General features: G+C 62.8%; 16 protein-coding genes. 1 reads left to right on the forward strand and 15 read right to left on the reverse strand.

Features of this window, described 5'->3' with window-relative positions:
• Positions 1-117: 117 nt before the first annotated feature.
• Positions 118-1,857, reverse strand: a complete 1,740-nt coding sequence (locus NKI97_RS02125) for an outer membrane beta-barrel protein (RefSeq protein WP_502894798.1) — start codon at positions 1,855-1,857, stop codon at positions 118-120.
• Positions 1,858-2,034: 177 nt separating this feature from the next.
• On the opposite strand from NKI97_RS02125, the gene NKI97_RS02130 reads away from it, so the two are divergent.
• On the forward strand, positions 2,035-3,036 hold the full coding sequence (locus tag NKI97_RS02130; RefSeq protein ID WP_023675389.1) for a KpsF/GutQ family sugar-phosphate isomerase: 1,002 nt from the start codon (positions 2,035-2,037) through the stop codon (positions 3,034-3,036).
• A 7-nt stretch (positions 3,037-3,043) separates the two neighbouring features.
• On the opposite strand, the gene NKI97_RS02135 is transcribed toward NKI97_RS02130, so the two are convergent.
• The 14 genes from NKI97_RS02135 to NKI97_RS02200 all read right to left on the reverse strand — a co-directional run bounded on the left by NKI97_RS02135 (position 3,044) and on the right by NKI97_RS02200 (position 17,594).
• Positions 3,044-3,508: an NfeD family protein gene (locus NKI97_RS02135; RefSeq protein ID WP_352832434.1), complete on the reverse strand. Its 465-nt coding sequence runs from the start codon at positions 3,506-3,508 to the stop codon at positions 3,044-3,046.
• Positions 3,509-3,518: 10 nt separating this feature from the next.
• Positions 3,519-4,469, reverse strand: a complete 951-nt coding sequence (locus NKI97_RS02140) for an SPFH domain-containing protein (protein WP_352448223.1) — start codon at positions 4,467-4,469, stop codon at positions 3,519-3,521.
• A gap of 131 nt (positions 4,470-4,600) precedes the next feature.
• Positions 4,601-5,665, reverse strand: coding sequence for a ferrochelatase (gene hemH, locus NKI97_RS02145; protein ID WP_352448222.1), 1,065 nt, complete (start codon positions 5,663-5,665; stop codon positions 4,601-4,603).
• Positions 5,666-5,815: 150 nt separating this feature from the next.
• On the reverse strand, positions 5,816-7,843 hold the full coding sequence (locus tag NKI97_RS02150) for a 5'-nucleotidase C-terminal domain-containing protein (protein ID WP_352832437.1): 2,028 nt from the start codon (positions 7,841-7,843) through the stop codon (positions 5,816-5,818).
• A gap of 190 nt (positions 7,844-8,033) precedes the next feature.
• A complete protein-coding gene (omp10, locus tag NKI97_RS02155) occupies positions 8,034-8,408 on the reverse strand; it encodes an outer membrane lipoprotein Omp10 (RefSeq protein WP_023720183.1) in 375 nt (124 codons plus the stop codon).
• Positions 8,409-8,595: 187 nt separating this feature from the next.
• Positions 8,596-10,041 (reverse strand): homospermidine synthase, encoded by a 1,446-nt coding sequence (locus tag NKI97_RS02160; RefSeq protein ID WP_352448220.1) that lies wholly within the window; start codon positions 10,039-10,041, stop codon positions 8,596-8,598.
• Between the two features lie 122 nt (positions 10,042-10,163).
• Positions 10,164-10,997, reverse strand: a complete 834-nt coding sequence (locus NKI97_RS02165) for a hypothetical protein (RefSeq protein WP_352742856.1) — start codon at positions 10,995-10,997, stop codon at positions 10,164-10,166.
• The gene (locus tag NKI97_RS02170; RefSeq protein ID WP_352832440.1) at positions 10,994-11,398 is read right to left on the reverse strand and encodes a hypothetical protein; all 405 of its coding nucleotides are present in this window, start codon (positions 11,396-11,398) and stop codon (positions 10,994-10,996) included. Before NKI97_RS02170 ends, NKI97_RS02165 begins: the two co-directional genes overlap by 4 nt.
• Positions 11,382-12,338, reverse strand: coding sequence for a heme-dependent oxidative N-demethylase family protein (locus NKI97_RS02175; protein ID WP_352742852.1), 957 nt, complete (start codon positions 12,336-12,338; stop codon positions 11,382-11,384). The genes NKI97_RS02170 and NKI97_RS02175 overlap by 17 nt, the downstream gene beginning before the upstream one ends.
• Positions 12,335-12,622, reverse strand: a complete 288-nt coding sequence (locus NKI97_RS02180; RefSeq protein ID WP_352682521.1) for a YciI family protein — start codon at positions 12,620-12,622, stop codon at positions 12,335-12,337. The genes NKI97_RS02175 and NKI97_RS02180 overlap by 4 nt, the downstream gene beginning before the upstream one ends.
• Positions 12,623-12,639: 17 nt before the next feature.
• On the reverse strand, positions 12,640-13,302 hold the full coding sequence (locus NKI97_RS02185) for an aminotransferase class IV family protein (RefSeq protein WP_352682523.1): 663 nt from the start codon (positions 13,300-13,302) through the stop codon (positions 12,640-12,642).
• Positions 13,251-14,402, reverse strand: a complete 1,152-nt coding sequence (locus NKI97_RS02190) for an aminodeoxychorismate synthase component I (RefSeq protein WP_352588086.1) — start codon at positions 14,400-14,402, stop codon at positions 13,251-13,253. The genes NKI97_RS02185 and NKI97_RS02190 overlap by 52 nt, the downstream gene beginning before the upstream one ends.
• A gap of 158 nt (positions 14,403-14,560) precedes the next feature.
• Positions 14,561-15,367 carry a helix-hairpin-helix domain-containing protein gene (locus NKI97_RS02195; protein WP_352742849.1) on the reverse strand — a complete coding sequence of 269 codons (807 nt, stop codon included), beginning with the start codon at positions 15,365-15,367 and terminating at the stop codon, positions 14,561-14,563.
• 391 nt (positions 15,368-15,758) lie between these two features.
• The gene (locus tag NKI97_RS02200) at positions 15,759-17,594 is read right to left on the reverse strand and encodes a M3 family oligoendopeptidase (RefSeq protein WP_352742847.1); all 1,836 of its coding nucleotides are present in this window, start codon (positions 17,592-17,594) and stop codon (positions 15,759-15,761) included.
• Between the last annotated feature and the right edge of the window lie 130 nt (positions 17,595-17,724).

Genomic DNA, 17,724 nt, shown 5'->3' on the forward strand with positions numbered 1-17,724 from the left:
CCGCGCTGATCGGCTAAAGCGCGCCGCGTTCGACCGGCCTCATGCGACGCGCTTTAGGTTCTTGTTTTACGCAAGTCGTTATCGCAAAACCGCTGCAAACTTTTGCGCGACATGCATTTAGCGCTGCAACTTCAAGCCGACGAAGATACTGTTGGCCGTGTAGTCGCGCCCAACCAGGTTGCTGGTCAGTTTTTCAGTCCTGGCGCGGGTGGTGAGCCCGGTGTAGCGGTTCAGCCACCACGTCAGCCCAGCCTCGGCGCTCAGCGTCAAATCATGATCGTCGGAGCCGGTATAGTCGCGCCATTCAAGGCCGAGAGCGGCATTTCCGGTCAGGTTGGCGCGGATCTGCCGCTCGCCGGTGAGGCTGCCGGAATAGAGCATGTCGCCGCTTTCGCCCGCATTCGTCGTGTTCTCGGCGGTCGTCTGTGCGGTGAGCCCGATCGTGGTGCCGCGTTCCGGCGACCATTTGAGATCGGCATTGACCGTCGCGCCCGAAATAGCCGGCAGGGCATCGTCGTCGATAGCTTCGCGCAGCCAGCCGACCGAGAACTCGCCGGTAAGCTTCTCGCGGAGATCGAGCTCGACGCCGGCCCGTGCGCCAAGCCTGGTCGAGGAGCGCTGGAAGCCGTTTGGATCGACGCGCAAATCATAAGCGCGCCGGCCGATCTCGATTTCGGTGAACGGGGTGATGGCAGGCGAGATCTCGTAACCGGTACGCAAAATGGCCGTGTAGAGCGTCGAGTCGCGGCCCTTCTGCGACAGCGATCCGCCCGACGAAAGCTTGGCGTCGCCAAAGATGTCGTGCTCGACCGCGCCGGTCAGCGCGAAGCGCATCTTGCCGGCATCCTTCTCGACGGCGAGACTGCCGTTCACGGTCTGGCGCACCGGCTGGCCAACGGCGCCGACGACCGCGTCCGGCGCCGAGGCCGATTCGGGCAAGGCCTCATAGCCCAGCTTGGCGATGGCGCGCAGATCATTGTCGAGATCGATGTTGAGTGTGCCGTCGACGCGGCCTTGCGCCTCGTGAATGTCATAGCCGGACAAGGTTTCGCGGAAGATGCCATAGCCCTCAACCGTCGCCGAATTCTCCCGCCAGTCGGAGACGGCGTTGAAGCGCAGCGTCGTTTCCGACAGCAAGGCCGGCTTGCCGAGGCTGCTCGAATCGGCGTTTGTCGAAGACGTCAGGCCTTGCTCGAGCGTCGGCCGGATCACGAAGGAGCCGAGCTTGATGCCGGTGGCGGCGAACGGGTCGTCCTCGTTCTTCTTGTCCTGGCCTTCGATGGCTTCGGTGCGCTCGGCGCCGGGGTCGAGCTTGAGCCTCTCGGCGGAATCGATGGTGACGGCACGGCGGTTGACCGTATCCTGCTCGTCTATGGCGGCGGTATCGGTGTCATCGGTCGCCGCCGCGGCTGCAGTCGCGGTTCTCTTGCGCTTCTGGCTGTCAGCGGTCTCGTCTTCGGCGTTGGCCGCATTGGCGGCGCGTTGCGTCGCGCTTGGCCGCCGTCGGGGGGGCGGAGCAGGGTTGTCGGGAAATGGGTCGCCGCTGGCCGCTGGTTGATCGAAAGTGCCGCCGGTTGTGGCCGCCTCGCCCGTGCCGTCGTCAGGCAACGCCCCTTGGCTGGCCGGGCGATAGGTAGGCAGCGGCGTATTGTCGTTGGCGGTTGCAGCAGCCTGCGCGGCTTGGGTTCCGGCTATGCTCGATTGCCTGATCTTGTACTGCTGATCGTCCAGGATTGTCGATTCCGAAACCTCGCCGCGCAGCTCGGTTTCCTGGGCGCAAAGCAGTGCCGGCCGCGACAACGCAAAGACACTGGTTGCCAGCAGCAAAGCGCAGACCGCCTTGCCCTTTCGTCCCATTTTGTTTTGAGGCTGAAACCCGGACATCGGCACCACTGCTTGCGCGGCGCACGCGCGCCATACTTACGAAACCGTAAATGGGGATGGTTAACGGAGCGTTGAGGCATGGCCCGTCAGGAGGTTCGGGACGGCAATTCCGTTGGACAGGCGCGCGCCGAAGCGCTAATCGCATCGTCCATGGACGTGAAATCCCCAGACAGGAAGCGGCATGACGGGCAGGCCGCGATTGCCTCGGCGCTGAGAACCGTGGCGACGGAGCAGGCCGGCGTCGCGGCACTGGCAGACGCTCTCGAAAACGGGCTGGCCGAGCCGTTCGCACGAGCCGTCGGCATGGTGTCGCAGATCGATGGCCGCGTCATCGTCACCGGGGTCGGCAAAAGCGGCCATATCGGCTCGAAGATCGCCGCAACGCTCGCCTCGACCGGCACGCCGGCCTTCTTCGTTCACCCTGCCGAAGCCAATCACGGCGACCTCGGCATGATCGCCAGGAACGACGCCATCATCGCGCTGTCGTGGTCGGGGGAAAGCCTCGAGCTCAAGGGCATCATCGCCTATTCGAGGCGCTTCTCGATCCCGCTGGTCGCGGTCACCGCGGGCGAAAAATCGGCGCTGGCGCGCGCGGCCGACGTGGTGCTTCTGCTGCCGCGAGCACCGGAAGCCTGTCCGCACGGGCTTGCGCCGACGACCTCGACGCTGCTGCAAATGGTGATGGGCGATGCGCTGGCCATAGCGCTGCTCGAGGCACGCGGCTTCACCCCGGACCATTTCCGCACGTTCCATCCCGGCGGCCAGCTCGGAGCCAACCTGACGCAGATCCGCGAGATCATGCATGTCGGCGACAGGCTGCCGCTGGTATCGTCAGGTACCGGCATGCGCGAGGCAATCCTCGAATTGTCGCGCAAGGGGTTTGGCTGCGTGGCCGTGACTGCCGCGGACGGCAAGCTGATCGGCATCATCACCGATGGCGACATCAGGCGCCATATCGGCAGCGATCTCCTGGCAATGAGCGTCGATCAGGTGATGACCAGAGAGCCGAAAATGGCCGCGCCCGACACGCTTGTTGCGACGGCGCTGCAGACGATCAACGACTCGGCTATCACCAGCCTGATGGTGGTCGAAGGCAGGCGGCCGATCGGGCTCGTCCATCTGCACGACCTGCTGCGCATCGGTGCTGCCTAGCAGGCTTCTAGACCGCCTCGACCGTCAGTTCCAGGTCGGTATCAGCGGCGCCCGTCACGCGCACTTGCGTGCCGGCCGGCAGGTCAGGGCCGGAGACGCGCCACAACGTGTCGCCCAGCTTTACGCGGCCGCGCCCGTCCTTGATCGCCTCGGCAAGGGTCGCCGTCCGGCCGACCATCTGTGCGCCGCGACGGTTGAGCAGGGGCTGGTCGGTTTCATCATGGCGCCCGCCCACCAGCCGCTTGCCGACATAGGCCGAGACCAGCGACAGCGCGAGGAAGGCGAGGACCTGGACTTGCCAGGTCCAGAAACCGGCATCCCAGATGAGCAGTGAGACGACGCCGATCAATAGCGCGGCAATGCCGATCCACAGCATGAAAATGCCCGGCGCGATGACCTCCATTACCAGCAGGACGAAGCCGAGGACCATCCAGCTCCACGGGCCGAGTTCGGAAACAATGCGGTCGAGCATGGCTGTGGCCTCAGGTTTCGCTCGGACGAACGACCGGCGGGCGGGCAGCCTGTCGTGCGGCACCGGCGGTGCCTTCGCTTCGGAAAACTTCCTTGGCGATTTCGCCAATACCGCCGAGCGTGCCGATCAGCGATGAGGCCTCCATCGGCATCAGCACGAGCTTGCTATTTGTCGCTGAGCCGATCTTGGTCAGCGCTTCGGTGTATTTCAGCGCGACGAAGTAGTTGAGCGCCTGCACGTCGCCTTTGGAAATCGCCTCCGACACCACCTGCGTGGCGCGTGCTTCAGCCTCGGCCGAGCGCTCGCGCGCCTCGGCGTCGCGGAAGGCGGCTTCCTTGCGCCCTTCGGCCTCCAGGATCTGCGATTGCTTGAGGCCTTCGGCGGCGAGGATCTGCGCGCGCTTATTGCGCTCGGCCATCATCTGTCGGCCCATCGATTCGACGAGATTGGCCGGCGGGTTGATGTCCTTGATCTCGACACGAGTGATCTTGATGCCCCAGGGATGCGCCGCCTCGTCAACGACGCGCAGCAGGCGCTCGTTGATGGCGTCGCGGTTCGACAAAAGTTCGTCGAGGTCCATCGAGCCCATCACGGTGCGGATGTTGGTCATCGTGAGATTGAGAATCGCATTCTGCAGGCCGGAGACCTGGTAGGCGGCCTGCGCCGCGTTGAGCACCTGATAGAAGGCGATGCCATCGACGGCAACGGTGGCATTGTCGCGGGTGATGATCTCCTGCGTCGGAACGTCGAGCACCTGCTCCATCATGTTCATCTTGGCGCCGACACGGTCGACGAAAGGCACGATCAGGTTGAGGCCTGGGTTCAATGTCTTGGTGTAACGGCCAAAACGTTCGACGGTATAATTATAGCCTTGCGGAATTGTTCGGAAGCCCTTGATAAGCACCAGCACGACAAGGGCGACAAGAACAAGAAGCGCGATATCAAAACCACTGAAACCCATTTGGCTCTCCCCTCAAAGGCCGGCCATGTTGGATATTCCACGCGACCGATTCCCATCAAACACTTAAGTGTGTTTCAGCAATGTTACAATCAGGTGATCACGGATTGCGGGTGCATAGACGGGTGATCTGTTCAGGCCCAGCCGGACAGCTCGCGCCGCACCATCGCCTCGATCACCGCCATGCCCTCGGCACTGTCGTTGAGGCAAGGGATGTGTGCGAACTTTTCGCCGCCGGCATGATGGAAGGTCTCGGACGCTTCCCTGCCGATCTCGTCCAGCGTCTCGATGCAGTCGACGGAAAATCCTGGATTGACGATGGCGACCGATTTCACGCCTTCGCGCCCTAGTCTTTCGACCGTCTTGTCGGTGTAGGGCTGCAGCCACTCCTGCGCGCCGAAGCGCGACTGGAAGGTGGTAATCAGCTTGTTTTCATCCCAGCCGAGCTTTTCGCGCAGCAGTCGGGTCGTCTCGAGGCAATGGGCGTGGTAGGGGTCGCCCTTGTCGGAATAGGGTTTCGGAATGCCGTGATAGGAAGCGATGACAATTTCCGGTTCGAAGTCGAGGCTCGCCAGATGCTTTTCGATCGAACGGGTGAGCGCCTCGATATAGGCCGGCTCGTTGTAATAGGGTGGCACGCTGCGAATGGCCGGGGCGCGGCGCATCTTCATCAGGGCGCGAAACAGCTGGTCGTTGGCAGTCGCAGTCGTCGTCGCCGAATATTGCGGATAGAGCGGGAAAGACAGGATGCGGTCGCAGCCTTGCTCGACCAGTCTCTCGGCCACGCTCTCGGTCGAAGGGTTGCCGTAGCGCATCGCCCAGTCGACGACGACATTGGGTAGCTCGCCGAGCGCGAGCCCGAGCTTCTCGGCCTGGGCGCGGGTGTAGGTTCGCAGCGGCGACTCGTTGCGCTCCCGGTTCCATATCCTGGCATAGTTGGCCCCTGATTTCTTCGGCCGGGTGGTGAGGACCACGCCGTAGAGGATCGGATACCAGATCGCCTTGTTGAGCTCGATGACGCGCGGATCGGACAGGAACTCCCGGAGGTAGCGCCACATCGGCTTGAAGCCGGTGCCGTCCGGGGTGCCGAGATTGATCAGCATGACACCGACCTTGCCGGTCCTGACCAGAGGGCGCCCTGCCGACGGCGAGGCGGCAGTCTTCTCGGCTTTGATTTCAGCAGGGTTGGCAAGCGCCATGAGGTTCTCCAACACCGCGAACCAACGGTGCCGCGGCGAAAGTAGCGATGCCGCGCTGGTTTTCAAATGCTGCGTCTGGCCGCACCTTATTCCAGAAATGCAACACCCGCCCGGTCTGCCGGGCGGGTGCATTGCGTTCCTGCGGCCGGATTACTTCGAGGCCGCCGGGATCGTCAAGGTTGCGCCGACCGGAAGGCGGCGTGGCTCGTAGGCTTTGTTGGCATCGGAGATTATTTTCCATTTGGTGCCGTCGCCATAAGCCTTCACCGCGAGATCCCAATAGGTATCGCCGGCGACGATCACATGGCTGCTTTCGGCCGGTGCCGGCTCAGCCGGAACAGGGGTCGCCGGAGCCGGTGTGGCCGGAGCCGCAGGTGCCGCCGGCTGGGCCGGCTCGGCGGGTGCGGGTGCCGGCGCTGTTTCAGCCGGGACGGCCGGCGGCGTCTTGGAAATGTCGCCGGAGCCGGCCGGCATTTCGGGCATTGCCGGCTCAACGGGCTTTGCCGGCGCAGCCTCGGCAGGTTTTGGCGGTTCGGCAGGGTTGGCAGGTTCTGCGGCCGGGGCTACGGTCGCGGCGATCTCGGTGATGCGGCCGTCGAGCTTCGGCGTATAGGGCCGGTGCGCGCCTAGGTAGTCGGCGACGACCTGTTCCAGCCCCGGGCCGTAATCATAGGCGTTCTTGGCCTTCTCGGCGAACACCTTGTAGCCGTCGCCGCCCTGGCGGACATAGTTGTTGGTGGCGACCAGGTAATCCTTGTCCGGCTTAATCGGCGTCCAGGCGCCGCCTTCCATGACCTCGACCGATTTGACGCGTCCGTTAGGCGGCGCCGATTTGTCGAACGCATATTTCAGGCCGGCAACTTGCGGGAAGCGCCCGGCGCCGTCCTCGACCTGGCTGAGGCCGCTTTCGAGGCCGGCAACCAAATCCTTGCCGGAGATCTGGAAGGTCGCCAGAGTATTCTGAAACGGCAGGACGGTGAGAACCTCGCCCATGGTGACGGTGCCCTGGTCGATGGAGGCGCGCAAGCCGCCGCCATTCGAGATGACGATCTCGACACCTTGGCCCTTGACCCGGTCGAGGACGGCGTCGGAGACCAGATTGCCCATCTCGCATTCGCGGGCGCGGCAGTTTTCGCGACTGCCGTCGATCGCCTTGGTGGTCTCGGCGACTTCCTTGTTCTTCAAGGCCTCGATCGGCGCGCCGAGTTCCTTGATGCGGGCAAGCACGGCGGGGTCGGGCGTGATCGATTTGTCGAGATGGATGGGATCGCCGCTTGCCTCCTTGACGACGCCGTTGTCGTCGAACACGACCTTGAATTCGCCGAGATATTTCGAATAGGACGCCGCCTGCACGACCGGCACTTTGTAACCGTCCGGATTGTCGACCATCGTCGGATATGGGCCTTCCGCCTTGGGGTCGGTGTTGGACAGCAGCGAATGGCTGTGGCCGCCGACCACCACGTCGACGCCCGGGATCTTGGCGATCACGTCGCGCTCGCGCTTGTAGCCGATATGGGTGACCGCGATGATCTTGTTGACGCCCTCTCGCTTCAGTTTCTCGACCTCAGCGGTGATCGACTTGACGTCGTCTTCGATGGCAATGTTCGGGCCAGGGGTGGCAAGCTCCGGCGTGTCGTTGGTGACCGCGCCGACGATGCCGATCTTCTGGCCGCCGACCTCGACCACGATCGACGGCTTGACGCGGTCGCCGAGCTTGGATTGCGCATTGGCCTTCACATTGGCGCCGAGCACCGGAAACTGGATCATGTCGAGAAACGGCGCCAGCGCCGACTCGCCATCGTCGAACTCATGGTTGCCGAGAGCCTCGGCATCGAATTTCATCTGGTTGAGGAATTCGCCTTCGGTCTTGCCTTTGTAGGTCGTGTAGAAGAGCGAGCCCTGGAAATTGTCGCCGGCGCTGAGCAGCAGCACGTTCTGGCCTTCCAGCTTCTTGCGCTCCTGCGCGATCGCGGTGACCAGGCGGCCGGCGCCGCCGACGCATTCGCCCTTGGTCTCCTCCTCGGCCGAGCAGGTCGATTCGTACTTGTTGTTGCTCTCGATGCGGCTATGCCAGTCGTTGATGTGCAGGATGTTGAGCGTGTAGTCGGCAAAGGATACCCCTGCCGACAGGCCAAGCGCCGATGCCGACAGCGCGGCGATGGCAGCAATCTTCTTCATTCTCGTCTCCCGGATAACTTGACCAGAGGCGTTTAACGCTCTTGTTTGACTGGGATGTAACAGCCCTCTTGGGCTATGTTCACATCGCGTTTCAGTCGATGCAAGCGGAAATCGGCATCAGCTTTGCCGGCGCAAGAAGACGGCGGCTTGAAGCCGCCGCCCTTGTGCAAAGTAAATTCGGAATCGGATTTCAGGTGCGCCTGGTCAGCACAAAATTCTGCCCGCTCGCGCTGGTGCAATTGAGCTGGCTGGTGGAGACCATCAGGCAGTTGAAGCTGATCGGCGTCTGGCGGATCAGCGAAGTGCCATGAATCTCGACCGAGGTGCCGCCGGTCATGGTGTAGCTGCCGTCGGCAAGCTTCTGGCCGGTGTCGGTTGCGACGGTCGCGAAGCTGCCGCCCTTGAAGGTGGACAAGCCCGTGCCCTGCGCGTCGATCCAGGAGCCTTCAACCCCCTTGGCCGTGATCACCGGCGGCTCGCCTGGGCCGGTTGTCGTGCAGGCCGCCAACGCGACCGTAGCGGCCGCGGCAATGCCAGCCGAAAGCAGTCTTTGCGCAATCGTCATCTTCAAGATCCTCTCCTCTCGCATCGGCCCGAAAATCGATCCGATTTTCGGAAAGCACGATGCGCACATTCAAAGTGCTAGAGCGTACTTTGTGCGTCCAAATGGACGCACGTGGCTCTCGGCCGCCCCTCTTCAATCGCCCGATTTCCGGGCGATTGCAAGCTGGCCGAGTGTCGAGGCAACGCTGCTATCGAACGAGGATGTTGCGGAATTGCCACGGGTCTTTGGTATCGAGATCCTCGGGAAACAGACCAGGCCGATTGTCGAGCGGTGTCCAGTCGGTATAATAGCTCCTGACCGGCCCGAGATAGGGGCCCTGCACGTCGAGGCAGCGCTTGTAATCCATCTCGTCGGCCTCGACGATGCCGGCCTCGGGATTTTCCAGCGCCCAGACCATGCCGGCCAGCACCGCCGACGTGACCTGCATGCCGGTGGCGTTCTGATAGGGCGCCAGCTTGCGCGCCTCGGCCAGCGACAGCTGCGAGCCGTACCAGTAGGCGTTCTTGGCGTGGCCGTAGAGCAGCACGCCGAGTTCGTCGACGCCATCGACCAGTTCATTTTCGTCGAGCACGTGATGCACGGGCTGAGCCTTGCCGGCGACACCGAACATCTCGTGCAGCGACAGCACGGCGTCGTTGCAGGGATGATAGGCGTAATGGCAGGTCGGCCGGTATTGCACCTTGCCCTTCTTGCCGCGCAGCGTGAAAAAATCGGCAATCGAGATCGCTTCGTTGTGTGTCACCAGGAAACCGTATTGCGGGCCGGGCGTCGGACACCATGTGCGCACGCGTGTATTGGCGCCGGGCTGCTCCAGATAGATCGCGGCCTTCGAACCGTTCTTGTGGCTTTTGGCGTTCTTCGGCATCCACGCCTCATGCGTGCCCCAGCCGAGCTCGGCCGGCTGCAGCCCTTCCGAAATGAAGCCTTCGACCGACCAGGTGTTCCAGAACACGTTCATCGGCTTGGGCTTCTTGGTGCGCTGGGTGTCGCGCTCGGCGATATGGATGCCCTTGACGCCGGCCTTCTTCATCAGCCTGGCCCAGCCTTCGCGATCGTGCTGCGCGGGTTCCGAGAAGTCGAGGCCAAGATCTGTGGCGAGATTGACCAGTGCCTGCTTGACGAACCACGAGACCATGCCCGGATTGGCGCCGCAGCACGAGATCGCCGTGGTGCCGCCCGGGTTCTTCGCGATTTCAGTACGTACGGTCTCGCGCAGCGCATAGTTGGTGCGTGAGGCGTTGTCGGCCTTCTCGTCGAAATAAAAGCCGAGCCAGGGTTCGACCACCGTGTCGATATAGAGGACGCCAAGCTTGCGGCAGAGCTTCATCAGCTCAAGCGAGGAAGTGTCGACCGACAGGTTGACGCAAAAGCCCTGGCCGCCGCCATTGGTCAAAAGTGGTGTCAGCAGCTTCTTGTAGTTCTTTTTGGTCACCGCATCCTGCATGAAGGTGATGCCGCGCTCGTCGAGCAATTTACGGTCGGTGTCGCGCGGGTCGATGACCGTCATGCGCGACTTGTCGAATTTGAAATGGCGCTCGATCAGCGGCAGCGTTCCCCGTCCGATCGAGCCGAAGCCGATCATCACTACAGGGCCGGTGATCTCACCGTAAACGGGCCAGTTTTCATTCGCCATTTATCGATTACTCCCTCAAAAAACGCTTCGGAACAGCGGCTTGGCCGCGGCGCGACAAACCATAGATCATTGTCACAATAAAGCGAAAAGCGGACGGCCGGCGTTACACCGCGCCATCCCGGCTACGGCTCGACCAGTCTTGCGAATTCAGGCTTGAAGAGGTCACGTGCCTCGGAGACCGGCAGTTCCAGCAGATCGTCGGCGCAGGCCTGGATGGCATGCGGCAGGGTCTGGAGCCCGAAAACCAGAACCTGCTTGTCGCCCTCACGCCAGAGGCTGACCGCTAGATATTCGCCGATGAGATCGTCCATGCCGCATTCGGCTTCGTGATCGATATCGGTCTGATCGATCGGTTTCTTGCGCCGCTGCTTGACGAAGGAGGCCAGGGAAGGACCGGGCTTGCCATCCACCGTATCCGAGAAAATGTCCTGAAGGCCAAGCAGGACGCCGCGCCGCACATCCATGATGTAGGCGTCCGAATAGTTGGTCGGATGCGCTCCGCCGCAGAAGATGCTGCCGGACTCCCGCCAGCTCATCAGCCGCGGCGTCAGCGAGGTCACTTCGAATGTGCTGTCCTCATAGCCGCCGAGCGTGCCGTCGTTCATACCGTCAATCGGCCCGCCTTCGTTGAAACCGGCATATTGCGCCGCCAGGCAGCCCAGTGCGCCAATGTTTGCGCGCCAGTGCCTCTCTTGCAGCAGAGCATTCGCGACCTCGATCGGAACGTCGCCGGACAGTTCGACAATGCGCGGCGTGGCAAACCTGGTGCGGGGGTCGACGACATAGCGGTAGGTTGCGTCCGGCCAACCAGTCGTCTTGCCGTTATCGAGCTGAGTGTCCATCCGCAGATAGTCATAAGGGGACGTTTCCATGGTGAGCGGCGTGTCATTGCCGAAGAACTTCATGAAGCTGAAATCGTAGAGATCGAGCGGGGTGCTGGGCTCGTTCCCGGTCACTTGCCGACTTGCGACCCGTTCCAATCTGAGCGGCAGCGCCTTCTTTCCGTTCCAGCTGCCTTCAAGGGTCTTGCCGTTACTGGATGAGGCCAGGCGCCACACAGCGGCGATCGGCGCGGCCTTTCATCGCAATTATCGGCGCCGCATGCCTCCTCCTCGGCCAGTTCGAACGTGCTGCCCTGCTGCGACCTGGCCTGCAGCGGGATGTCGATGCCCTTCGAGCGGTAGAAATAGCGGCCGGCCAGCGGGCCGCCGGGCGCCGCGGGGTCGCCGGTGAATTCGACGACGATATCGCTCTTTCCAAGCTTGCCGGCATAAGTCACCGGCTCCGCCTCGGCTGCTGTCGACAGTACCAGGATCGCGGCCATGAACGTGACCGGCCTGCTAAGATGCTGGATCATTGTTCCCCCAAGCGATCATTTTCAGTTTTTCCACCAGCCGGTCACGGTCGGCGGTCATCCCCTTGTAGTCGAGTTGTGCCTCGTCCAGCGCCAGAAGTTGTTCGGCCAAGGACGCCGCGAGCGCCGCGCGGCCGGGGTGGCGTTCCAGCACGGCGAGCGGGTCGAGATGGATGCGGATGGTGAAGAGTACGTCGCCCGAAACGGGGAGCTTTCTCAGCGTCTGCCGCTCGACCCGGATAAAGACATGGGCGTCGATGTCGCCGTCCGGGAATCTCGACGGGCGACTGCTGGCGCGGTCGATGCGTTCGAGGTTGGAGAGCGGATGGTAGAGCGCGCCGCCCGCCTGGATCGACCAGTTGTAGCGCTCGACGGCTTGGCCCTGGAGGCCGTCGAACATGCGGTTGATGAGATCGGCCGGGCGTGTGCCAGGGCCGAAACCCGGTACCGGCGCGTGGATCTGCTGCAGCGGCTTGCCGAATTTTTCGGTCAGCGACCATGACGACGGGAAGCAGAGCGAGCCGGCGGCCAGACGCCAGCCGCTCTCGTCGCGGCGCATCAGGATCAAATCCTCCTGCACAAGCAGCGAGGCCGCGACAAGCGGCGCATCGCTGAAAGAAGCTGCGGTGCCCGAGCCTTCGAGATCGTCGGTGCCGCCGATCACCTCGATCGCATTGTCGGTACGCCTGTGGGTCTCAGGAAAGTTCGCCGCCAGATGCGTACCGAGCAGATCGAGCACTTCGCGCTGAGCGTCGCGCGTTGTTTGCTCCTCGACAAAAACCTTGCCGGGAATTTCCGCGTAAAGCCGGCGTTTTTCGGCAAGATAGGGCAGCAGATATTCGTCGACCTCGATCCAGCTATCGAGATTGAGCGGCTTCAGCCCGATGGTGAAGAGTTTCGACGAGCCGTCATAGGGTGTGTGGGTCGGGGGGCGGAAACTCATGCTTCTTTGTAGGCTTCCAGCGCGGCGGCGGCCATTCTCGCCGTGAATTCGGTGATTTCGTAATCGGCGGCACCTGCCTTGGCGAAGGGATCGTCCGCCAGTCTGGCATCGAGCTCCTCGCGTGGACCGCGCGCGATGATGATGCCGCCGGTCCTTGGCCGCTTTGGCCCGGAGGCGACAAAGATACCTTCCGCGTAGCAGGCCTTCAGCCATTCGACATGCGCTTGCTGCAGGCGGTCGATCTCGGTCAGCGGCACCTTGTAGTTCAGCGAAACCACGAACATTGTTGTCTCCAGATGCTTCAGCCCAGCCGCGCCGGGATCAATCCGCGCAGCGAGTTGCCGACGAACAGCGCCTTGGCCGATTTCAATTCGTTCCACGTGTAGACCGCTTCACCGGCGCGGCCTTGATCCAGCAGTTCGCCGCGCAGGACGCCAGGCAGCAGGCCGCAATCGAGCCGCGGCGTGGCCAGCACGCCGTCACCGAAATCGGCAAAGACATTGGTGATCGTGCCCTCGCAGATTTCGCCGCGCTCATTGGCGAGCAGCACCTCGTCGGCGCGGCTGGCGAGATATTCGGCGCGGGCGCGCGTATAGGTTTGTCGGCGGCTGGTCTTGTGGCGCAGCAGCATGTCGCTCGAATCAAGCCGCACCCGTGCCAGTTGAAGTGTCCAGACCTTGTCTGCGGCGAGCGGCTCGTAAGGCTGCGCCGAAACCGCGACTTCGCCCTTGCGCGACAGGACGAGGCGAGTGCGCAACGCGATCTGCTGGCGGCCGACCGCATTCATCAGCGCTTCGCCGACCCTTTGCGGATCGCAGGCGAAACCGAGTTCGCTTGCCGAGCCGTAAAGCCGCGCGAGATGGCGGTCGAAACGGACGAAACCCGAGCCGGGTTCCCAGCGCATTGTTTCGATCAGTTCGAAATCGGCAGTGTTCCCGTCGCGAAACGGGCTTTCAGCAGACACTCCTGGTACTCCTCTTCGGCTGTCGAATCGAAGACGACGCCACCGCCGACATTGTAGACCGCCTCGCCATTGGCAAAGAGCGAGATGGTGCGGATCGCCACCGAAAAGCGCATCCGGCCGCCAGGCGCGATCCAGCCTATGGCGCCGCAATAGACATCGCGCGGGCCACTTTCCAGCTCGCGCAGGATCTCCATGGCGCGGATCTTCGGTGCGCCGGTAATCGAGCCGCAGGGGAACAGCGCGGCGAAAATCTGGCGGATGGCGAGGCCGGGCAGGAGTTTCGCCCGCACGCGGCTCACCATCTGGTGGACGGTCGGGTAGCTCTCGATGCGGAAAAGCTCCGGCACATCGAGCGTGCCAACCTCGCTGATCAGTGAAATGTCGTTGCGCAGGAGATCGACAATCATCCGGTTCTCGGCCTGGTTCTTCTCGTCGTTGCGCAAGAACGCTTTCAGGCGATCGTCCTCGGCTTTTGTTGCCCCGCGCGGCGCGGTGCCCTTCATCGGATGCGTCTCGATCATGCCTTCCGCGTCCACCTCGAAGAACAGTTCGGGCGAACGCGACAAGACGATCGGATCGCCGAGCGCGACCAGCGCCCCATACTTCACCGGCTGGCGTTCGGTCAGCGCGTTGAAGGCGACCAGCGGATCGCCCGACCATTGCGCATGGACCGGAAAGGTCAGATTGCCCTGGTAGCAGTCGCCCTTGCGGATGTGGTCATGCAGCCTGGCAAAGCGTTTGGCGTAGTCGTCCGAAGACCAGGCTGCCTTGGCGTCGAAGATTGGGCCGTTGCTAGCCGGCAGATCGCCTGGCGCGACCGTCTCCTCGACCGGCGCATCGAACACGCCGAGGCAAAAAAGCGGGGCGCGGCGGCCGGCCGGCAGCAGCGGAACGAGCTTGGGTTCGAGCAGGTAACCGGCCTCGTAGGAGAAATAACCGGCCAGCCATTTGCCGCCGTCATGTGCAGCCTGCGCGGCTTCCAGCGCCGGCAAAAAATCCGCCTCGCCATGCGCTGCGATTATCTCGGCCGGCCGGTCGAAAACGAGCTGCCGCGCGGTCTCGTCGTTCCTGAAAATTGCAAAGGGCAGGGGCAGGGACATAAGGCTCGGATGCTGCGGTCACCAGCGATCGATCTATATGGGGGCTCGACCGTGCGCAATCGAGGGAACGGCGTCTCAAGACGCAAAGGCGCGGCGGCGGCAAAAACAAAAGCGGCGCCAGAGGGCGCCGCCTTGTTCCAGATGCAGCCTGCGATGGATCAGGTGTTGCTTGCTTCTCCCGCGGTCGGGAAGCGGCGCGCAAATTCCTTTTCGTCGCCGGCGGCAAGCAGTTTCGCCTGCTCGATCCAGCGTTCACGTTCGATACGGCCGTCGAAATTCAACGTCGCCTCGATCCGCTTGACATCGTCGGGTGTCCAGGCGGCGATCTGGGCATAGGTCGTGACCCCAAGCCCTTTGAGCAGCCGCTCGTTGGTCGGGCCGATGCCGATCAGGCGACGCAGATCGTTGGCATTGCCTGCTGCCGCGGCTGTTGCCTTGCCGGTCGCGGCTTTCTTTGCCGCTGGCGCGGTCTTGCTTGCCGGCGCAGCCTTGCTTGCCACTGGCACAGTCTTGGGCGCGGTGGTCGCTTTCGATGCGGCCGGTTTCGGCGTTGCCGGTTTGGCGGCAGTTGCGCGCGGCGCAGCCGCGGCTTTGGCCGTTGCAGATTTCTTCGGCGCCGGTTTGGCCGGTGCGGATGTCGACATCAGCGTTGACGGCGCCTGCATCGCGGCTTTGGTCGCGCCGGTCTTGGCGGCTGGCGCCTTGGCTGTTGCCGCCTTCGCGGTTGGCGCCTGGGTGGTTTTCGCCTCGCCCAGCCGGCGTTCGAGATCGGCGCGGGCGCGGCCGCATGCATCCAACTCACCGGTCAGACGGTCGCTATCGGCGCGCAATCTGTCGCGTTCGCTGCGCGTGCGGTCTAGATCGCCGCGCAAACTGTCGAGTTCGCCACGCAGGCGTCCCCAAATGAACCAGCCAACCAACACACCTACCAGGAACGCCAGGAGCATGTAGAAAAAAGTGCCCATTGTCTTTCTCTCTCTCCAGTCCGATCCGTCCGCCCTGGCCTGTAGAGCCATGACCTCGGCGAAGGACCATTCGATGGTGGTTCCGCAATTTGCAGAACAGCCGGCTTCGATCGAGCTGTCGGCGACCGGTTTGCCCCTAGCCAACAACCGTTGTCGCATCCGCCGACACGCCATGGCCGGTCGGGATTTTCCGACGGATCCATTCGTGCCCGGCTGAGCTTGAGGGCGGACGCTATCATACAGCTTACGGGAATCTAACGGAAAACTTCCATGGAAAGTTATTTAAGAACAAATAACCAAGACAAGAATAGAACCATCGCCAATATGCATTGCTGCTAAACTGTTCTGGAAAGCCGGTCATCCGGTGTTGCGCATCACCCAGTCTTGCGCATCAATTGTCCAGTGCTTCCAGCTCGTCGATCAGTCCGCTGATCACGCCAAGCCCGATCTGCCAGAAGGCAGGGTCGGCCGCGTCGAGGCCGAACGGCGCTAGAAGCTCGGAATGATGCTTGGTGCCGCCGGCGCGCAGCATGGCAAAATATTTCTCCTGAAAGCCGCGCTCGGCGTTCTGGTAGACCGCGTAGAGCGAGTTCACCAGGCAATCGCCAAATGCGTAGGCATAGACGTAGAAAGGCGAGTGGATGAAGTGCGGGATATAGGTCCAGAAAATCTCGTACCCTTCGCGCAGCTTGATCGCCGGCCCGAGGCTTTCCGCCTGCACTTCCAACCAGAACTGGCCGAGCTTGTCGGAGGTCAGTTCGCCGCTCCTGCGCTCGGCATGCACTTTGCGCTCGAACTCGTAGAAGGCGATCTGGCGCACGACCGTGTTGATCATGTCCTCGACCTTCTGGGCGAGCATGGCCTTGCGTTCGCGCTTGTCGGTGGTCTGCTCGAGCAGCGAGCGGAAGGTCAGCATCTCGCCGAACACCGATGCGGTTTCGGCCAGCGTCAGCGGCGTCGACGCCATCAAGGCGCCTTGGCCGCCGGCCAGCACCTGGTGCACGCCGTGGCCGAGCTCGTGCGCCAGCGTCATCACGTCGCGCGGCTTGCCCATGTAGTTGAGCAGCACATAGGGATGCGCCGAAGGCACGGTCGGATGCGCGAAGGCGCCAGGCGACTTGCCGGGTCTCACCGGTGCATCGATCCAGTTGCGGTCGAAGAAAGTTCTGGCGATCTCCGCCATGTCGGGCGAAAAGCGCTGGTAGGCGGAAAGCACGGTGTTCTTGGCCTCGTCCCAGCCGATGACCGCCTGTGGGGTCTCGGGCAATGGCGCATTGCGGTCCCAGTGGTTCATCACCTCCATGCCGAGCCAGCGCGCCTTCATCGCGTAATAGCGATGCGACAGGCGCGGATAGGCGTCGCGAACCGCCGCGGCGAGTGCATCCACCACGCTGCGTTCGACGCGGTTGGCGAGGTGGCGGGAATCGGCAATGTCCTCGAAGCCGCGCCAGCGGTCAGAAATCTCCTTGTCCTTGGCCAGCGTGTTGGTGACCAGCGTAAAGACGCGCAAATTCTTGCGGAAGGTCGTGGCCAACGCCTCGGACGCCCGGCGGCGCACCTCGCTGTCTGCGTCCTGCAGGCGATTGAGCGCCGGCTCCAGCGTCAGCTCCTCGCCGTCGACGTCGAAGCGCAAATCGGTCATCGTCTCGTCGAACAGGCGGTTCCAGGCCCCGCGCCCGGTGATCGATTTTTCATGGAAGAGCTGCTCGATGCGGTCTTCGAGCTGATAGGGCTTGTCCTTGCGCAGATCGAGCACCCAGGGCCGGTAATGGGCGAAGGCCGGATCGGCGGCGAGTGCGTTTTCGATCGCGCCATCGTCGATGAGGTTCAGCTCGAGCGCGAAAAACAGCAGGTGCGCGCTGGCATCGGTCATCTTTTCCTGGATGTCGCCATAGAGCTTGGCGCGCTGCGGATCCGACGTGTTGCCGGCATAGACAAGCCCGGCATAGGAGACGATGCGGCCGATCAGCTCCTCCAGCGCTTCATAGGCCTGAAGCGCCTCGCCCAGCCTGCCGGCGCTGCCACGCCCGGCCTCGGCGGCGAGCGTGCCTTTCCAACGGCTCTCGAAGGCGATGGCATCGGCGGCGGCCTTGGCGATGTCGCGCTTCAACTCGGGCGCTTCCATGCCCGAATAGAGATCGGCCAGATTCCATTCCGGCAGGTCGCCAAGCTGCGCCACGCCCTGACCGGGCGCCGCCGCCAGCTTTCGAGCAAAAACCATGCGCATTGCCGATCCTTCCAGACACAAAAATTCGAGGAAACGAGAAGCCGGTCAAATCCTAAGGAATTCATTCACCGGGTTTTTTGAAAGCTTATTTAGAACCCTGTGCCAAGATGATCCATAGGGCGCATTCTCG

It is taken from the genome of Mesorhizobium sp. M0296, from assembly GCF_040321675.1.
Classification (GTDB): Bacteria; Pseudomonadota; Alphaproteobacteria; order Rhizobiales; family Rhizobiaceae; genus Mesorhizobium.

Coding starts and splice junctions, on each gene's coding strand:
- NKI97_RS02125 (WP_502894798.1), bottom strand. CDS start 1,857: ATGGGACGAAAGGGCAAGGCGGTCTGCGCTTTGCTGCTGGCAACCAGT.
- NKI97_RS02130 (WP_023675389.1), top strand. CDS start 2,035: ATGGACGTGAAATCCCCAGACAGGAAGCGGCATGACGGGCAGGCCGCG.
- NKI97_RS02135 (WP_352832434.1), bottom strand. CDS start 3,508: ATGCTCGACCGCATTGTTTCCGAACTCGGCCCGTGGAGCTGGATGGTC.
- NKI97_RS02140 (WP_352448223.1), bottom strand. CDS start 4,469: ATGGGTTTCAGTGGTTTTGATATCGCGCTTCTTGTTCTTGTCGCCCTT.
- hemH (WP_352448222.1), bottom strand. CDS start 5,665: ATGGCGCTTGCCAACCCTGCTGAAATCAAAGCCGAGAAGACTGCCGCC.
- NKI97_RS02150 (WP_352832437.1), bottom strand. CDS start 7,843: ATGAAGAAGATTGCTGCCATCGCCGCGCTGTCGGCATCGGCGCTTGGC.
- omp10 (WP_023720183.1), bottom strand. CDS start 8,408: ATGACGATTGCGCAAAGACTGCTTTCGGCTGGCATTGCCGCGGCCGCT.
- NKI97_RS02160 (WP_352448220.1), bottom strand. CDS start 10,041: ATGGCGAATGAAAACTGGCCCGTTTACGGTGAGATCACCGGCCCTGTA.
- NKI97_RS02170 (WP_352832440.1), bottom strand. CDS start 11,398: ATGATCCAGCATCTTAGCAGGCCGGTCACGTTCATGGCCGCGATCCTG.
- NKI97_RS02175 (WP_352742852.1), bottom strand. CDS start 12,338: ATGAGTTTCCGCCCCCCGACCCACACACCCTATGACGGCTCGTCGAAA.
- NKI97_RS02180 (WP_352682521.1), bottom strand. CDS start 12,622: ATGTTCGTGGTTTCGCTGAACTACAAGGTGCCGCTGACCGAGATCGAC.
- NKI97_RS02190 (WP_352588086.1), bottom strand. CDS start 14,402: ATGTCCCTGCCCCTGCCCTTTGCAATTTTCAGGAACGACGAGACCGCG.
- NKI97_RS02195 (WP_352742849.1), bottom strand. CDS start 15,367: ATGGGCACTTTTTTCTACATGCTCCTGGCGTTCCTGGTAGGTGTGTTG.
- NKI97_RS02200 (WP_352742847.1), bottom strand. CDS start 17,594: ATGCGCATGGTTTTTGCTCGAAAGCTGGCGGCGGCGCCCGGTCAGGGC.